At 66.3% G+C, this 16,371-nt stretch carries 15 protein-coding genes and 1 tRNA gene; 13 read left to right on the forward strand and 3 right to left on the reverse strand.

The window, feature by feature from the left end:
• Window positions 1-155 precede the first annotated feature (155 nt).
• A complete protein-coding gene (locus DFO47_RS15170; RefSeq protein ID WP_133832203.1) occupies window positions 156-2,060 on the forward strand; it encodes a propionyl-CoA synthetase in 1,905 nt (634 codons plus the stop codon).
• 26 nt (window positions 2,061-2,086) lie between these two features.
• Here the strand turns inward: DFO47_RS15170 and DFO47_RS15175 are convergent, their stop codons facing one another.
• Together DFO47_RS15175 and DFO47_RS15180 are read right to left on the reverse strand one after the other, a co-directional pair.
• A complete protein-coding gene (locus DFO47_RS15175; RefSeq protein ID WP_018763512.1) occupies window positions 2,087-2,800 on the reverse strand; it encodes a response regulator in 714 nt (237 codons plus the stop codon).
• Complete coding sequence (locus DFO47_RS15180; protein ID WP_133832204.1) at window positions 2,797-4,431, reverse strand: sensor histidine kinase; 1,635 nt, start codon at window positions 4,429-4,431, stop codon at window positions 2,797-2,799. The genes DFO47_RS15175 and DFO47_RS15180 overlap by 4 nt, the downstream gene beginning before the upstream one ends.
• A gap of 158 nt (window positions 4,432-4,589) precedes the next feature.
• On the opposite strand from DFO47_RS15180, the gene DFO47_RS15185 reads away from it, so the two are divergent.
• From DFO47_RS15185 to DFO47_RS15230, 10 genes are all read left to right on the forward strand, one after another.
• Window positions 4,590-5,933: a cation:dicarboxylase symporter family transporter gene (locus DFO47_RS15185; protein WP_109864344.1), complete on the forward strand. Its 1,344-nt coding sequence runs from the start codon at window positions 4,590-4,592 to the stop codon at window positions 5,931-5,933.
• Window positions 5,934-6,164: 231 nt separating this feature from the next.
• Window positions 6,165-7,064 (forward strand): AAA family ATPase, encoded by a 900-nt coding sequence (locus tag DFO47_RS15190; protein ID WP_018763515.1) that lies wholly within the window; start codon window positions 6,165-6,167, stop codon window positions 7,062-7,064.
• An 8-nt stretch (window positions 7,065-7,072) separates the two neighbouring features.
• Entirely contained in the window at window positions 7,073-7,888 is an 816-nt protein-coding gene (locus tag DFO47_RS15195) for a ScpA family protein (protein ID WP_133832205.1), read from the forward strand.
• A 2-nt stretch (window positions 7,889-7,890) separates the two neighbouring features.
• Window positions 7,891-8,559, forward strand: a complete 669-nt coding sequence (locus tag DFO47_RS15200) for an SMC-Scp complex subunit ScpB (protein WP_051083583.1) — start codon at window positions 7,891-7,893, stop codon at window positions 8,557-8,559.
• A gap of 112 nt (window positions 8,560-8,671) precedes the next feature.
• A complete protein-coding gene (locus tag DFO47_RS15205) occupies window positions 8,672-9,883 on the forward strand; it encodes a pseudouridine synthase (RefSeq protein ID WP_018763518.1) in 1,212 nt (403 codons plus the stop codon).
• A 3-nt stretch (window positions 9,884-9,886) separates the two neighbouring features.
• Window positions 9,887-10,996 (forward strand): prephenate dehydrogenase, encoded by a 1,110-nt coding sequence (locus DFO47_RS15210; RefSeq protein ID WP_018763519.1) that lies wholly within the window; start codon window positions 9,887-9,889, stop codon window positions 10,994-10,996.
• Window positions 10,996-11,709, forward strand: a complete 714-nt coding sequence (gene cmk, locus DFO47_RS15215) for a (d)CMP kinase (protein ID WP_133832206.1) — start codon at window positions 10,996-10,998, stop codon at window positions 11,707-11,709. The genes DFO47_RS15210 and cmk overlap by 1 nt, the downstream gene beginning before the upstream one ends.
• 49 nt (window positions 11,710-11,758) lie before the next feature.
• On the forward strand, window positions 11,759-12,412 hold the full coding sequence (locus tag DFO47_RS15220; protein ID WP_133832316.1) for a lysophospholipid acyltransferase family protein: 654 nt from the start codon (window positions 11,759-11,761) through the stop codon (window positions 12,410-12,412).
• Between the two features lie 17 nt (window positions 12,413-12,429).
• A complete protein-coding gene (gene der, locus DFO47_RS15225; RefSeq protein WP_018763522.1) occupies window positions 12,430-13,980 on the forward strand; it encodes a ribosome biogenesis GTPase Der in 1,551 nt (516 codons plus the stop codon).
• Between the two features lie 148 nt (window positions 13,981-14,128).
• Window positions 14,129-14,205 (forward strand) — tRNA-Pro (locus DFO47_RS15230).
• Window positions 14,206-14,304: 99 nt separating this feature from the next.
• Here DFO47_RS15230 and DFO47_RS15235 read toward each other — a convergent pair.
• Entirely contained in the window at window positions 14,305-15,174 is an 870-nt protein-coding gene (locus tag DFO47_RS15235) for a DNA-formamidopyrimidine glycosylase family protein (RefSeq protein ID WP_018763523.1), read from the reverse strand.
• Between the two features lie 167 nt (window positions 15,175-15,341).
• Here DFO47_RS15235 and gcvH point away from each other — a divergent pair, with 167 nt between their 5' ends.
• Both gcvH and DFO47_RS15245 read left to right on the forward strand, forming a co-directional pair.
• Window positions 15,342-15,728: a glycine cleavage system protein GcvH gene (gene gcvH / locus DFO47_RS15240; protein WP_018763524.1), complete on the forward strand. Its 387-nt coding sequence runs from the start codon at window positions 15,342-15,344 to the stop codon at window positions 15,726-15,728.
• Window positions 15,729-15,884: 156 nt separating this feature from the next.
• Window positions 15,885-16,361: an FHA domain-containing protein gene (locus tag DFO47_RS15245; protein WP_018763525.1), complete on the forward strand. Its 477-nt coding sequence runs from the start codon at window positions 15,885-15,887 to the stop codon at window positions 16,359-16,361.
• Window positions 16,362-16,371 lie beyond the last annotated feature (10 nt).

Consider the following 16,371-nt stretch of genomic DNA (forward strand, 5'->3'; position numbering starts at 1 on the left):
TAGATGAACATTAGTGTATACAAAGACTGCTGATCGACCAAGCAAATTCACCCATCTCCTGCCTTTTGCCGCAGTTCTGTATACACGGGCCTTGTGGTGAGTCCTCGAAGGAACTAGCATGACCTGCATCACAATGTCGTGGACGGGATGACTTCATGGGCACCAGCAGCTATCGGGAATGCTATGGGCGCAGCGTGCAGCGGCCGGAGGACTTCTGGCGAGACGCCGCCCGGGCCGTCGACTGGAGCGTCCAGCCCACCCGCGCCCTGGATTCGAGCCGCGCCCCTGTCTACCGCTGGTTCCCCGACGGTGAGCTGAATACCTGCTACAACGCGCTGGACCGGCATGTGGCCGCAGGCCGCGGAGACCAGACGGCACTGATCTACGACTCCGCCATGCTGGGCATCCAGCAGCGCTTCAGCTATGCAGAACTCACCGAACTTGTGGCCCGTTTCGCCGGAGTGCTCCGGCGTAACGGTGTGGGCAAGGGCGACAGGGTGGTGATCTACCTGCCCATGATTCCTGAGGCCGCCATCGCCATGCTGGCCACTGCCCGCCTGGGCGCGATCCATTCGGTGGTCTTCGGCGGCTTCGCCCCCAAGGAACTTGCCGCCCGGATTCGCGACGCCGCCCCCGCCGTCGTCGTCACCGCCTCGGGAGGGCTCGAGCCCTCCCGCCGGATCGAGTACCTGCCGGCCGTCGCCGAGGCGCTGGAGCTCGCCGGAACGCCGGCGACCCCGGTGCTGGTCAAGGGCCGGGACGGCTTCAAGGACTCCGCGGCGGACCACGCCGGCTGGCTGGACTGGGAGAGCGAAATGGCATCCGCGGATCCCGCCGCACCGGTGGACGTCATGGCCACGGATCCCCTCTACATCCTGTACACCTCCGGGACCACAGGCACCCCCAAAGGCGTGGTGCGGGACAACGGCGGCCACGCCGTCGCCTTGCGCTGGACCTTGGAAAACATCTACGACGTCGGTCCCGGCGACGTCATGTGGACCGCCTCGGACGTGGGCTGGGTGGTGGGCCACTCCTACATTGTCTACGGTCCGCTGCTGGCCGGCGCCACCACCGTGATCTACGAGGGCAAACCGGTGGGAACCCCCGACGCCGGTGCGTTCTGGCGGGTGATCCAGGACCACAGGGTCAACGTGCTCTTCACCGCCCCGACCGCGCTGCGGGCCATCCGCAAGGCCGACCCGGAGGCCATGCTGGTGAAGAACTACGACATCTCCAGCCTGCGGACCCTCTTCGCCGCGGGGGAGCGGCTCGACACCGACACCTTCCACTGGGCCTCCCGAGTCCTCGGCGTGCCCGTGGTGGACCACTGGTGGCAGACCGAGACCGGCTGGGCCATCTGCGCCAACCCGCGCGGACTGGACACACTGCCGATCAAGCCGGGCTCGCCCAGTGTTCCGATGCCCGGCTTCAGGCTGCGGATCCTCGACGCGGCCGGCCAGGAGGTGGAAGCCGGCACCGAGGGCAACATAGTCCTCGACCTGCCGCTCCCGCCAGGCACCCTTGCCACCCTGTGGCGGAATGACGAGCGGTACATCTCCTCCTACCTGCAGGCGTTCGAGGGGAGCTACGCCACCGGAGACTCCGGCTACCGGGACAAGGACGGCTACCTCTTCGTGATGGGCCGCACCGACGACATCATCAACGTCGCCGGGCACCGGCTTTCCACCGGTGCCATGGAGCAGGTGATCGGCCAGCACCCGGCCGTTGCCGAATGCGCGGTGATCGGCGTCGCGGACTCCCTGAAGGGCCAGCGCCCCAGCGGCTATGTGGTGCTCAAATCCGGGGTGGACATACCCCCGGACCTCCTGGAGAAAGACCTGGTCGCCCTGGTGCGGCGGGACATCGGCGCGGTGGCGGATTTCAAGCACGTCACGGTGGTGGAGGCCCTGCCCAAGACCCGATCCGGAAAGATCCTCCGCAAGACCATGCGGCAGATCGCCGACGGAGAGGAGTACACCGTGCCGTCAACCATCGAGGACCCCGGGGTCATCGTCCAACTGGCCGGCGTACTGCGGCCGGAACGCGCAGCCGGAGACTGAGCCGCAGGAGTATGCGGCCCTGGACCTCAGCGGGCGGTCCACCGGTATTCGTTCTCAGGCCTGCCGGGGGTGCCGTAGCGGGCCGTACGGGAAACGGTGCCGGCATCGGCAAGGTACTCCAGGTACCTCCGTGCCGTTACCCGGGACATTCCCAGGGCCTCCATGACTTCGGTGGCAGAGACTGCCCCGGGCTGTTGGCGGAGGAACTCCTGGACTGAACCGAGGGTGGAGGTGGAAAGCCCCTTGGGCAGCGGCAACTCCGAGGGAGCCCGCAAGCTGGCGAAGGCCTGGTCCACATCACTCTGCGAAGCGCCCCCTCTGCCTGCCCCGGCACCTGCCCCGGCCAGCTGCTGCCTGAACTGGCGGTAGCTTTCGAGCTTGTCGGAGAACGTGGCGAACGTGAACGGCTTGATCAGGTATTGGACCACGCCGATGGCGACGGCACTGCGGACGATGGCCAATTCGCGGACGGCGGTGATGGCGATGATGTCGGCAAGGATTCCGGCCGAACGCATGCGCCGGGCAATGTCCAGGCCGTGCAGGTCCGGCAGGTTCATGTCCAGCAGGACCAGTTCCACGGGCTCTCCGGCCGCCACGAACTCGTTCAGCAGCCGCAGGGCCGACTGGCCGTCCGGGGCGGTCCCGGCGAGCTCGAATCCGGGCAGCCGCCCCACGTAGGCGGCGTGGGCTGCGGAGGCGATCGCTTCATCCTCAACGACGAGGACCCGGATGTTGCTCACTGGCTGTGCTCCTTTTCCGGGGGCACCGCTGCGGGCAGGAATACTTCGAACTTGGCGCCGTTCCGTCCATTGATGGCCAGCGTACCGCCCAAACGCCCCACAGCCTGCCGGACCAGCGCCAGTCCGACCCCCCGGCCTCCGGGACCGGCCGGCTTCGTGCTGAAGCCATGCCGGAAGATCAGTTCGGCATCGGCCGGGTCGATGGGGGTCCCGGAATCGTTGACGGCGATGTCCAGTCCTTCCTCGTCCGCTTCCAGGGTCAGCTGGACCCGCCGCGGAGCGGGAGCATCGGCTGCCGCGTCAATGGCGTTGTCCAGCAGGTTGCCCATGATCGTCACCAGGTCCTGGACGGCCACACCAGGCGTCGAGCCCGAACCCAGGGTGGACACGTCCAGCTGCACCCCGCGTTCGTGGGCCTCGGCCACTTTTCCCATGACCAAGGCGCCCACCACCGGTTCGTCGATGGAGCTCACCATGTCATCGGTCAGCTGCTGGCTCAACGCCAGGTCCTTCGTGGCAAAGTCCAGGGCCTCCCCGGTCCGGCCCAGCTCAAGGAGCGAGACCATGGTGTGCAGCCGGTTGGCGTGTTCGTGGGTCTGCGCCCGCAACGCATCGGACAGGGTCCGCATGGTCTGCAGCTCGTTGCCCAGCGCTTCGATCTCCGTCCTGTCACGGAGTGTCGCAACCGTTCCGTACACCGGCACCTTGCCGCGCGCACCGGGGGACTCCGGACCCCGGGCGGGGCCTTGGTTGACCACCAGCACGCGGGAACCTGTCAGGACCATCTCGTCCTTGGTGGTGCGTCCGGACTCGAAGAGGCTGCGAAGCTCGCTGTCCAGCGGGAGATCGGCCAACGATGGCGGCTTGGTGGGATCATTGCTTCCGGTCTCGGCAAGGCCCAGCAGCTCGGCGGCCTGGTCGTTGTACATCACCACCCGCTTCCTGGCATCGATCAGGATCAGCCCTTCGCGGACCGAGTGGAGTACCGACTCGTAGTAGGCGAAGAGCTGGGCCAATTGTTCGGGGCCCCAGCCGCGGGTCACTCGGCGGAGGTACCGGCCCAGCAGCCACGAGGCCAGGGACCCGCCCACCAGCAGGGCAATTCCCAAGGCGAGCAGCACGGGGAGCCGGGCAGCGAAGGCAACGTCGACGTTGCGGACCGTAACGCCAACAGCCACCAGTGCCTGGATTGTTCCCGCTGAATCCTTGACCGGAACGATGGTCCGGACGGAAGGGCCGAGGGTACCCGCCGTGACTTCCGTAAAGGTGCGCCCCTGCAGGGCGGCATCGATGGAGCCGATGTAGGGCCGGCCCAGTTCCTCATCCCTGGGATGCGTCCAGCGGGTCCGGTCGGGGGCCATGATGGTGATGAAGTCTACCCGTGCCGCGGCGGTGACATCCTTGGCGTACGGCTGCAGCAGGACGGAGGGGTCCGGCGTGGCAGCGGCCTGCAGCACGAGCGGATTGGCGGCGATGGAGGCGGCCACGCCTTCCATCCGGCGGCCGGCTTCATCATAGGTCCGGTCCCGTGCGTCGAGGTAGGCGGCAGTTCCTACGATGGCGATGAAGCACACCACGATCAGCAGGTTTGCCACGAAGAGCCGGCGGGCGATACTCCAACGGTGGATCATGCGTACCTCCATCTGACCCTGCGGGTGCCGCGACCAATATGAACGCAACGGTGAGCTGGATCACGGGGTGCCCAATGATGGATATCACATTGCAAGGACGTGTCGAGCCCAGAGCCTGTGCCGCAGCGTCTATCAGAATATCCACAAGGAGACACATCATGGCTTCTCAACGAGGAGAGTCGCTCGGAACTGCGACGCCGCGGCGCAAGGGACTGGACAAGTCCCACTACCTGTACATCGCCGTCATCGCGGCAGTTATCCTGGGCGCACTGGTGGGCCTGCTGTTCCCGGAGGTCGCCAAGAACCTCAAGCCGCTGGGCGACGGGTTCATCAAGCTCATCAAGATGATGATCGCGCCGGTCATCTTCTGCACAATCGTCCTGGGCATCGGTTCCATCGCCAAGGCGGCTACCGTGGGCAAGGTGGGCGGCCTGGCGCTGGGTTACTTCGTCATCATGTCCACCTTCGCCTTGGCCATCGGCCTGGTGGTCGGCAACCTGATCCACCCCGGTGAGGGCCTGAAGCTCACGCCCTACGATCCCAACAAGAAGGCAGCTACAGACAGCACCGTCGACTTCCTGCTGGGCATCATCCCCAGCGACATCCCCGTGCTGCCCACCCTGCTGGCGGCAATCCTGGTGGGCTTCGCACTGCAAAAGATGGGCCCCCAGGGCGCTCCGATCCTGAAGGCCATCGGCCACGGCCAGGCCCTGGTGTTCCGCATCCTCATCATGATCATGTGGCTCGCTCCGGTCGGCGCCTTCGGTGCCATCGCCGCCGTCGTGGGCGCTACCGGCGTCCAGGCCATCGTGAGCATGTTCACCCTGATGGTGGCGTTCTACATCACCTGTGCGCTGTTCATCGTCGTGATCCTCGGCGGGCTCCTCCAGGTGGTGGCCGGCGTCAACATCTTCAAGCTCATGAAGTACCTGGCCCGCGAATACCTCCTCATCTTCTCCACGTCCTCCTCCGAGGCTGCGCTCCCGCGGCTGATCGCCAAGATGGAACACCTGGGCGTGTCCAAGCCCGTCGTCGGCGTCACCGTTCCCACCGGATACTCCTTCAACCTTGACGGAACAGCCATCTACCTGACCATGGCGTCCCTCTTCGTTGCCAACGCCATGGGTACCCCGCTGGACCTCGGCGCCCAGATCTCCTTGCTGATCTTCATGATCATTGCGTCCAAGGGCGCCGCCGGTGTGACCGGTGCCGGGCTGGCCACCCTCGCCGCGGGCCTGCAGGCACACCGTCCCGAGCTGCTCGGCGGCGTGGGAATGATCGTCGGCATCGACCGCTTCATGTCCGAAGCCCGTGCACTGACCAACTTCACCGGCAACGCCGTCGCCACCGTCCTGATCGGCACCTGGGTCAAGGAGATCGACGGCGGCCAGGTCACCCGCGTCCTCTCCGGCGAGGCCCCGTTCGATGAGCAGACCATGATCGCCGGGCATGGCGAAATGGCACCAAAGGAAGAAGGCGCCCGCGAGGTCGCCAAGGCCTGACCGTCACCTGCGGCAACGCCCGAAACCGCCCCTGCAGCCCCCGCTGCAGGGGCGGTTTTGTTGTGTTCAACCCACAACCTTCGACCTCTACTAGAGGGTCAAGGCTCAACATTCGCGGAAAGTCAAGTTCCGTCGAATGCCGTGTCGGGCGCTGTAACCTAAGGATCAGAACGAACGGCGCTGGCGAGCCAGCGGCAGGAAATCACCGTCATCGAAAGTGTGGACAGATACGTGAGCAGCGAACAGGGTTCAGCAACTCTGGAGGGCACGGAATTCGACCTGGAAAACGCGGTGATGGGCCCCACCGGGCGCCCATACCGGGAGTTCCCGGAACCCGCGCCGCTGTCCTCCCACGGCCCGGCCCGCGTCATTGCCATGGTCAACCAGAAGGGCGGCGTCGGGAAGACGACCTCCACCATCAACCTCGCCGCAGCGCTCGCGGAATACGGCCGCCGCGTCCTTCTGGTGGACTTTGACCCCCAGGGCGCGCTCTCGGCTGGCCTGGGCGTCAATCCGCACGAGCTTGACCTCACCGTCTACAACGTCCTGATGGACCGCAAGGTGGACATCCGCGACGCCATCCACCAGACCGGCGTCGAGAACGTCGACCTCCTGCCGGCCAACATCGACCTCTCCGCCGCGGAAGTCCAGTTGGTCAACGAAGTGGCACGCGAGCAGGTCCTGGACCGTGCGCTCAAGAAAGTCGAAGACGATTACGACGTCGTCCTCATCGACTGCCAGCCGTCCCTCGGCCTCCTGACTGTCAACGCCCTCACGGCAGCGCACGGTGTCATCATTCCGCTGATCTGCGAGTTCTTTGCGCTCCGCGCGGTGGCGCTCCTGGTCGAAACCATCGACAAAGTCCAGGACCGGTTGAACCCGCGCCTGCAGGTGGACGGCGTGCTGGCCACCATGTACGACGCCCGCACCCTTCACAGCCGGGAGGTCATTACCCGCCTGGTGGAGGCCTTCGGCGACAAAGTCTTCGAGACCGTCATCAAGCGCTCCATCAAGTTCGCCGACGCCACCGTCGCCGCCGAACCCATCACCAGCTACGCGGGGAACCACGTGGGGGCTGACGCCTACCGCAGGCTGGCCAAGGAACTGATCGCCCGCGGCGGCGCACCGTAACCAACGCCGTGGCCGAATCAAAGCCCGGCTTCGAGGTGCGGCTGGCCAACTTCACCGGCCCTTTCGATCTCCTCCTGGGCCTCATTGCCAAGCACCAGCTGGACATCACCGAGGTGGCCATCGCCACGGTGACGGATGAGTTCATCAAGTACATCCGGAAACTCCAGGAGCTCGGCGAAGAATGGGCGCTGGATGAGGCAAGCGAATTCCTGGTGATTGCCGCGACGCTTCTTGACCTGAAGGCGGCACGGCTCCTCCCCGCCGGCGAGGTCGAGGATGACGAAGACATCGCCCTCCTCGAAGCGAGGGATCTGCTCTTCGCCCGGCTGCTCCAGTACAAGGCCTTCAAGCACGTGGCCGGAATCCTGGGCGAGACCCTGCACCAGGAGGGCCGGCGCTTCCCGCGGCAGGTGGCACTGGAGGAGCAGTTCGCGGCGATGCTTCCCGAACTCGTCTGGAAGCACACGCCTGAACAATTCGCCGCCCTGGCCGGGGCCGCACTGCGGCCCAAGGCCCCGGCGCAGCCGCCGCAGGTGGCCCTTGGCCACCTCCACGGGGGCAACGTCAGCGTCAAGGAGCAGGCCGAGATGCTGGGCCTGCGCCTGCAACGGCAGTCCCCGCTGACCTTCCGCTCCCTGATCGCCGACGCCGGGTCAACCCTGGTGGTGGTCGCCCGGTTCCTGGCGCTGTTGGAGCTGTTCCGGGACAAGGCGGTCTCGTTCGACCAGCTGTCCCCGCTGGCAGAGCTGGCGATCCACTGGACAGCCGATGGCCGGGACTGGTCGGCCGAGCATCTCAGCGAAGAATACGAGGAACAACTGTGAACCTGGAACCGCAACAACCGGAGCCGGGGGCGGACTTTGGGGATGACCACGACGCCGACGGGCTTCCCGGGGGCGCCAAGGCCGCCCTTGAGGCCGTCCTGATGGTCCTGGACGAGCCGGCCACGGAGGATGAGCTCGCCGCGGGGGTTGGCCTCACGCCCGCCACGGTGCGCTCCCTGCTGGAAGAACTTCAACGCGAGTATGACGGCTATACTGTTAACGCCCCGGATATGGAGAATGCCAGCCACGCTGGCTTTGGCTCCAGGCCCCGGGGTTTTGAATTGCGGAACATCGCCGGTGGCTGGCGGATCTACTCCCGCGCCGAATTTGCCGACATCGTGGGCAAGTACGTGCTCGACGGGCAGACCACCAGGCTCACCCAGGCGGCATTGGAAACACTGGCTGTCATCGCGTACCGCCAACCCGTTTCACGGGCCAGGGTGTCTGCAATTCGCGGAGTCAATGTTGATTCTGTCGTACGGACACTCGCCCAGCGCGGGCTGATCGAAGACGCGGGAACCGATCCCGAGTCCGGCGCAATCCTTTACCGGACCACCTCCTATTTCCTTGAACGGATGGGAATCGGTTCAGTGGAGGAGTTGCCCCACCTGTCGCCGCACCTACCGGGTCTCGACGGGATCGCAGAGTTCTACGACGCCGACATGATGTAGGCAGGGCACTCCCTGTCCGCGTCAATTCACTTACCAGGGCAGACGAAGTCTGCACGGCTGGCTAGGGTTGTCCTTGGACATCTCTGCGGGCCAAAACATCGAAGGACGGGTCATGACACAGGCGGGACGCCAGGGTTCACCACGTAACGGATCAGGACGCGGCGGGAGCGACCGCAACGCGTCACAGCGCGGGAATTCACCCCAGCGCGGCAACCAGGGCGGAGGCTCCCGGGGCGGCGCGGCAAAGCGTTCGTCCGCCTTCGGCGGCGACCGCCCGCAGCGGGCGCCGAAGCCGCGCGAGGAGCGCTTCATCGACCCCGACCTTGCCGGGGACCAGCAAGGACGCCCAGCAGGAGGCTCCAAGCCGGCGGCGCCGTCGTCGCGCAAGCCCGCTGCCCGCAAACCGGGATCCAAGAAGGCACCCGGAACTCCCGGCGCACCCAAGACCAAATCGCGCACGGGTGCACCCGGCGCTGCTGCGTCCCGCGCCTTCGGCAGCGAACGCTTCGGCCAGAACCTTGGCCCGGTCCGCAAACCTGCCCGCAGGAAGGGCCCTCGCGGCAACGTTCCCCAGTCCGAACTCCACGATGCCGACGGCGTCCGCCTCCAGAAGGTGATGGCGTCGGCTGGTGTGGCGTCCCGGCGTGTCTGCGAAGAGATGATCGCGGAGGGCCGCGTGGAAGTGGACGGCCAGGTGGTCACCGAGCTCGGTGTCCGCGTCGATCCCAAGACCGCCGTCATCCACGTCGACGGCCTGCGGATCCAGCTGGACGAAAACCTGGTCTACATGGTGTTCAACAAGCCCAAGGGCGTGGTGTCCACCATGGAGGACCCGGAGGGCCGCCCCTGCATCAGCGATTTCCTCAAGAACAACAAGAACACCGGCGAACGCCTCTTCCACGTGGGCCGGCTGGACGTCGCCACCGAGGGGCTGCTGCTGCTGACCAACGACGGCGAGCTCGCCAACCGGCTGACCCACCCCTCCTACGAGGTGCCCAAGACCTACCTGGTCCAGGTGCGCGGGCCGTTCCCGCAGGGTGTCGGTGCCCAGCTGAAGGCCGGCGTCGAGCTTGAGGACGGCTTTGCCAGCGTCGATTCCTTCCGGCTGGTGGACTCCACGCCCGGCCACGTGCTGATCGAGGTTGTGCTCCACTCCGGCAAGAACCGGATTGTGCGCCGCCTCTTCGACGCTGTCGGGTTCCCGGTCCAGCGGCTTGTCCGCGTCAAGGTGGGCCCCATTGGGCTCGGAGACCAGCGCCAGGGCAGCATCCGTAACCTGGGCAAGCAGGAAGTCGGCCACCTGCTGGCATCCGTAGGGCTCTGATCCATGTCCGCGTTCAAAAGCCACGGCCGCGGCCACCTGGACGGGCCTGTGGTGGTCATTGGCGCCGGACTGCTGGGTGCCAGCATCGGGCTGGGCCTGCGTGGGCGCGGCGTAGCGGTGTTCCTGTCCGACCCCTCACCCACCAATCAGGCGGTGGCGGTGGATATCGGGGCGGGCCGCCCGCTGTCCGAGCTCGGCAGCGGAAAAGCCCAGCTCGTCGTGGTTGCCGCCCCGCCGGACGTTACGGCCGACGTCGTCTGCCAAGCACTCTCCGACTACCCTGACGCCGTGGTCGTGGACATTGCCAGTGTCAAGGCGGACATCCTTGCCCGGCTCCGGAGCCTGGGCGCCGACCTTTCACGGTATGTGGGCACCCATCCCATGGCCGGAAGGGAAAAGTCCGGTCCGGTAGCCGCCCGCGGCGAGCTGTTCACTTCCATGCCGTGGGTGCTCTGCCCGTCGGAGGAAACCTCGGACCACGCTTTGCAGGTGGCCCGCTCGCTTGCCTCGGACCTGGGAGCCGTCGTCTCGCAGTTCACGGCGGAAGAGCACGATGAAGCCGTCGCCCTGGTGTCGCACCTGCCCCAGGTCATGTCTTCGCTGCTGGCGAGCAGGCTGCAGGGCACGCCGCTGCATGCCCTGTCCCTGGCGGGGAACGGCCTGCGCGACGTCACCAGGATCGCCGCCAGCGATCCCACCCTGTGGGTTCAAATCCTTGGCGGCAACGCGGCCAAGGTCGTAGAGATCCTTTATGGCGTCCGCGAGGACCTGAACCGGCTCATCGGAACCTTGGAGCAGCCCACTGCACCGGGTGCCCGCCTGGACCTTGCCCAGCTCATCAGTGAGGGCAACGCCGGGCAGGCGCGGATTCCCGGCAAGCACGGCGGGCCACCACAGGCGTATTCCTGGCTGACGGTGCTGGTGGATGACAAACCGGGCCAGATCGCGCAGCTTCTCACCGAAATCGGTGAAATCGGCGTGAACGTCGAAGATCTTCGGCTGGATCATTCATCCGGACAAAACGTCGGCATGGTGGAATTGTCAGTGTTGCCGAACAAGCACGACCACCTGATCGAAGCCCTCAACGACCGCGGATGGCGGGTACTTCAGTAATGACACAGGAACTTCTCGAAACCATGCGCGCGCTGCGCATCGGCCGGCCCCTGGTGGTCGCCATCGACGGGCCGTCCGGCTCCGGCAAATCCAGCGTGAGCAAGGAGGTCGCCCGCCGGCTCCGTCTTGCCTACCTGGACACCGGTGCCATGTACCGTGCCCTGACCTGGTACTGCGTGAGCGAGGGCATCGACCTGGCGGACACCCCGGCCGTGGAGCAGGCGTCCCGCGACTTTGTGCTGGAATTGAGCACCAGCCCGCAGGAGGAATACGTGCGGGTAGGCGGCGTGGACGTCACTGATGCCATCCGTGAGCCCGCGATCTCCTCGACCGTCAGCGCCGTCGCCACCACGCTCGGCGCCCGGACCGAACTGATCCGCCGGCAGCGGGACCTGATCGAAAAGCACCACCGCCGCATGGTGGTGGAAGGCCGGGACATCACTACCGTCGTCGCGCCCGGCGCCGAAGTGCGCATGCTCCTCACCGCCAGCGAGGAAGCCCGGCTGCGCCGGCGCGGCATCCAACTGGGCGGCACCCAGAACGCCGAGCAACTTGCCGCCCAGGTCACGCACCGGGATGCCAAGGACTCAACCGTGGTCAATTTCACGCAGGCGGCGGACGGCGTGGTCACCCTGGACTCCTCGGACTTGGACTTCGAGCAGACGGTGGACGCCGCGCTCGTGATCGTCACCAAGGTGCTCAACCGTGACTGACACCGGAGCCGGCCTGCCGTCCGGTTTGACCACGGTATGGAGCAGGCCCGTGGGCTGGGTGCTGGACCATGTGGTTTACCGGACCTCCGTGACCGGCAGGAGCAACGTCCCCACCGGTGGTCCCGTCATCTTTGCGGCCAACCACATCAGCTTCCTGGACGGGCCGGTGATGTTCGGCGCGGCCCCACGGCCTATGCACATCCTGGTGAAGCAGGAGATGTTCAAAGGCTTCCTGGGCCGGCTGCTCACCGCCTCCGGACAACTTCCCGTTGACCGCCGGGGGGACAGGGGTGCGCTGCAGCGCTGCAAGGCCGTGCTCGACGCCGGACGCTGCGTCGGGATTCTCCCCGAGGGAACGCGGGGGAGCGGGGCAGCAGAAGACATCAACGGCGGCGTGGCGTGGCTGGCCCTGAACACCGGCGCGCCGGTGGTTCCGGTGGCCATCCTCGGGACCCGCCAGGGAGCCGAACACCTGGATTCGGTTCCGCGGCCCGGGCGGCGTTTCCACGTCAGCTTCGGGACAGCCCTTACCCTGGCCCGCCGGGCCGGCGAAAGCGGGCGTGCTTCAATGGACAGGGCGGCGCAGGAAATCCGCGCGGCCCTGGCGGGGCATGTCCAGGACACCATCACCATCAGCGGGCAGCCCTTGCCTTTCGCTGATCACCAAGACCTGACAGCAGTAGCCGGGGACGCCGGCAGATGACCACTAAGGACAGTGCAATGAGCGACACCACCCAGACTTCCGGGCATTCCGGTGCCGGCGATGACGAATACGTACCCTCCGGCAGCGACCAGGTCGCCGAACGGCTGGCGGCAATAGACGACGACGAAGCGGAGCTGCGTGCCGCCTCCCTCCGGGCCGGCCTTGAGGACTACGACCTCGACGAGGACGACGCCGCCCTGCTCAGTGGAGACTACGGCGACGAAGACCTTGAGGGTCCGCTTAAGCTGGATCCGGTCCTGGCCATTATCGGCCGCCCGAACGTGGGCAAGTCCACGCTGGTGAACCGGATCCTGGGCCGGCGTGAGGCCGTGGTGGAGGACACCCCCGGCGTCACCCGGGACCGCGTCATGTACTCGGCGAACTGGAACGGCCGCAACTTCACTTTGGTGGACACCGGCGGATGGGAACATGACGCCCGCGGCATCCACGCCCGCGTGGCCGAGCAGGCCGAGATGGCCGTGGAACTTGCCGACGCCGTCCTCTTCGTGGTGGACTCCGCCGTCGGAGCCACCGCCACGGACGAAGGCGTCATGAAGATGCTTCGCCGCAGCAAGAAGCCGGTCATCATGGTGGCCAACAAGGTGGACGACTTCGCCCAGGAAGCGGACAGCGCCGCACTGTGGGGCCTCGGCTTCGGCCAACCGTACCCGGTATCAGCGCTGCACGGCCGCGGCGTGGCAGACCTCTTGGACCACGTCATGGACATCCTCCCCGAGTTCTCCACCGTCGAGGGCGTGGAACGATCCGGGGGTCCCCGCCGGATCGCCCTGATCGGCCGTCCCAACGTGGGCAAGTCCTCCCTGCTGAACAAGCTCGCCGGATCCGAACGCGTGGTGGTGGACAACACCGCCGGCACCACCCGTGACCCCGTGGACGAATTCATCGAACTCGGCGGCCGCACGTGGCGCTTCGTGGACACCGCCGGTATCCGCCGCCGCCAGCACATGGCCCAGGGTGCGGACTACTATGCTTCCCTGCGGACGCAGGCCGCCCTCGAAAAGGCGGAGGTCGCCGTCGTCCTCCTGGCGGTGGACGAGGTCCTCAGTGAACAGGACGTCCGTATCCTGCAGCTGGCCATCGAGTCCGGACGCGCCCTGGTGCTGGCCTTCAACAAGTGGGACCTGCTCGACGACGAACGCCGCCGCTACCTGGAACGGGAAATCGAGCAGGACCTTGCCCACGTCGAATGGGCTCCGCGGGTCAACATCTCCGCCAAGACCGGCTGGCACAAAGACCGCCTGGTTCCGGCCCTGGACCTGGCCCTGGAGAACTGGGACCGGCGCATCCCCACCGGGCGCCTCAATGCCTTCCTCGGCGAACTCGTGGCCGCGCACCCGCACCCGGTCCGTGGCGGCAAGCAGCCGCGCATCCTCTTCGGCACCCAGGCCTCCAGCCGGCCGCCGAAGTTCGTCTTGTTCACCACCGGCTTCCTGGACCCCGGTTACCGCCGGTTCATCACCCGGCGGCTGCGGGAAACCTTCGGCTTCGAAGGTACTCCCATCGAGGTGAGCATGCGCGTGCGTGAGAAGCGCGGCCGCAAGCGTTAATTGCGACACACCTTGGGGCTGATCGCCGGAAAGTGTCACTGGCACCCCTCCGGATCGTGTAAGCTCTTCTAGGTGGTTCGGCCGGACTGCTGATGGAAATCCTTGGAGGAATCCTTGGATCCGGGTCAGCGGAGAACGGCGGAACCAGCGGGCTGTAGCGCAGCTTGGTAGCGCACTTGACTGGGGGTCAAGGGGTCGCAGGTTCAAATCCTGTCAGCCCGACCAAAAAGCGGAAAGCGCCGGAGATCATCTCCGGCGCTTTCCGCTTTTTTTGGCGTTCCCGGCCGTTCCCGATCTGGACCGGATGCCTGGTTCCGGGACTGCCTATTTCAAGAACTTCGACGTCCTCCGGTCCGCCAGGATCTTGCCCTTGGTCTGGCAGGTGGGGCAGTACTGCAGCGCCGTGTCCGCGAACGACACTTCACGCACGGTGTCGCCGCACACGGGGCAGGGCTGGCCGGCGCGGGCGTGGACCCGCATGTGGCTTCGCTTGACGTCCTTGAGGTCTTTGGGCGGCTTGCCGCGGGCTTCCACCAGCGCCTGGCCCAACACGCTGTGGATGGCGTCGTAGAGCACCTGGACCGTTTCCCGGTCCAGGGACTTGGCGATGGCGAACGGGGAGATCCGCGCGGCGTGCAGGATTTCGTCGCTGTAGGCATTGCCGATGCCGGCAATGACGCTTTGGCTGCGCAGCAGCCCCTTGATCTGCTGCGAACTGCCCTGCAGGATCTCCGCCAGCATGCCGGCGTCGAACGCCTCCGTGAACGGATCGGGACCCAGCGCCGCAATTCCCGGCACATCCTGCGGATCGCGCACCACATAGACCGCCAGGCTTTTCTTGGTGCCCGCTTCGGTCAGGTCCAGGCCCCGCGGGCCGTCCGGGCCGGCAAAGGTGCACCGGACGGCGATCAGGCCCTTGCCCATCCGAAGCTGGCTGTCGGCGGGGGAGTCGGTGAAGCGCACCCACCCCGCTCGCGCCAGGTGGAATACCAGCGACACGCCCGCGGTGTCGATGCTGATGAACTTGCCGAACCGCCGGACCCCGGAGACCAGCTGTCCCTCAAGGGCGCTGAAGGGCGGGTCGGCGGTTTTGAGGACGGCGAAGGACACGATCTGCAACCTTGAGATCGTGCACCCGCGCAGCTGCTCGTCCAGGAACGTGGCCAGGCCGGCCACTTCGGGCAGTTCCGGCATGGCTTACCCGCCCCGCCGCAGGGATGCTGCACCAGTGCTTGCACTCATGGGTCCCATCTTGTCAGAAACCCCGGCGCCCGCCCCGGCAGTTGTGCCTATACTTTCAGCGGCGGCCCGATTTCCGGGCCCCTCGTGACCTTGGCGCGCACCCCGATGAAAGGCCCCCCATGAGCAACATTCCCGAAGACCTGTCCTACACCGCCGAACATGAGTGGGTTACGGCCCCCAATGCCGACGGCGTGGTCCGCGTGGGAATCACCGACTTCGCCCAGGACGCGCTTGGCGACGTCGTCTACGCCCAGATGCCGGAAGTCGGCACGAAGATTACGGCAAACGAAGTGGTGGGCGAGGTCGAGTCCACCAAGAGCGTGAGCGACATCTACGCACCCGTTTCCGGCGAAGTCGTGGCGCGCAACGACTCCCTGGACAGCGATTCCGCCCTGATCAACACCGATCCCTACGGTGATGGCTGGCTGATCGAGGTCAAACTGGCCGAACCTGACGCCGTCGAGTCGCTGCTCAGTGCATCGGAGTACGAACAACAGGTAGGCTAAAGCTAACCGGTTAATCCGGTCCGGCCCCGCGTCGCAGGCAGGACGTCTTCGCACGTCAGTGGCCGGATCGGGCGCCGGCGCCGGACCTGCCGGGCAGGGCCGGTGAGCAATCGTCGGTTGCGGGCCAAGGCCCTGCACATCTAAGAGGAGGAATCCATGGCTGGCCACAGACACAACCCTGCCGATGGGGATTACGGCACGGGTGCGGCTAAGGCGTCGGAGACCACCTCGATCCATCTCACGCCGGTCACCGACGAGCCCACCATCGCCCCGAAGCTCTCTTCGGACGAGCGCAATTCCGTGGAGGCCCTGCCTGCCGGTTCCGCGCTGCTGGTAGCGCACAGCGGCCCGAACGCCGGTGCCCGGTTCCTCCTGGATTCGGACGTGACCACCGCAGGCCGCCACCCGGATGCGGATATCTTCCTGGACGATGTCACGGTCTCGCGCCGGCACGTCGAATTCCGCCGCACCGCTCGCAGCTTCGAAGTCGTGGACAAGAACAGCCTCAATGGCACCTACGTCAACCACGACCGGGTGGACAGCGTGGAGCTCAAGTCCGGCAGCGAAGTCCAGATCGGCAAGTTCCGCCTCACCTTCTACCTGAGCCCTGCCACGGCTGCAGGCCGCAGCTGACCCGGGGACC

This window comes from Arthrobacter sp. AG258 (assembly GCF_004364695.1).
Lineage (GTDB): Bacteria > Actinomycetota > Actinomycetes > Actinomycetales > Micrococcaceae > Arthrobacter.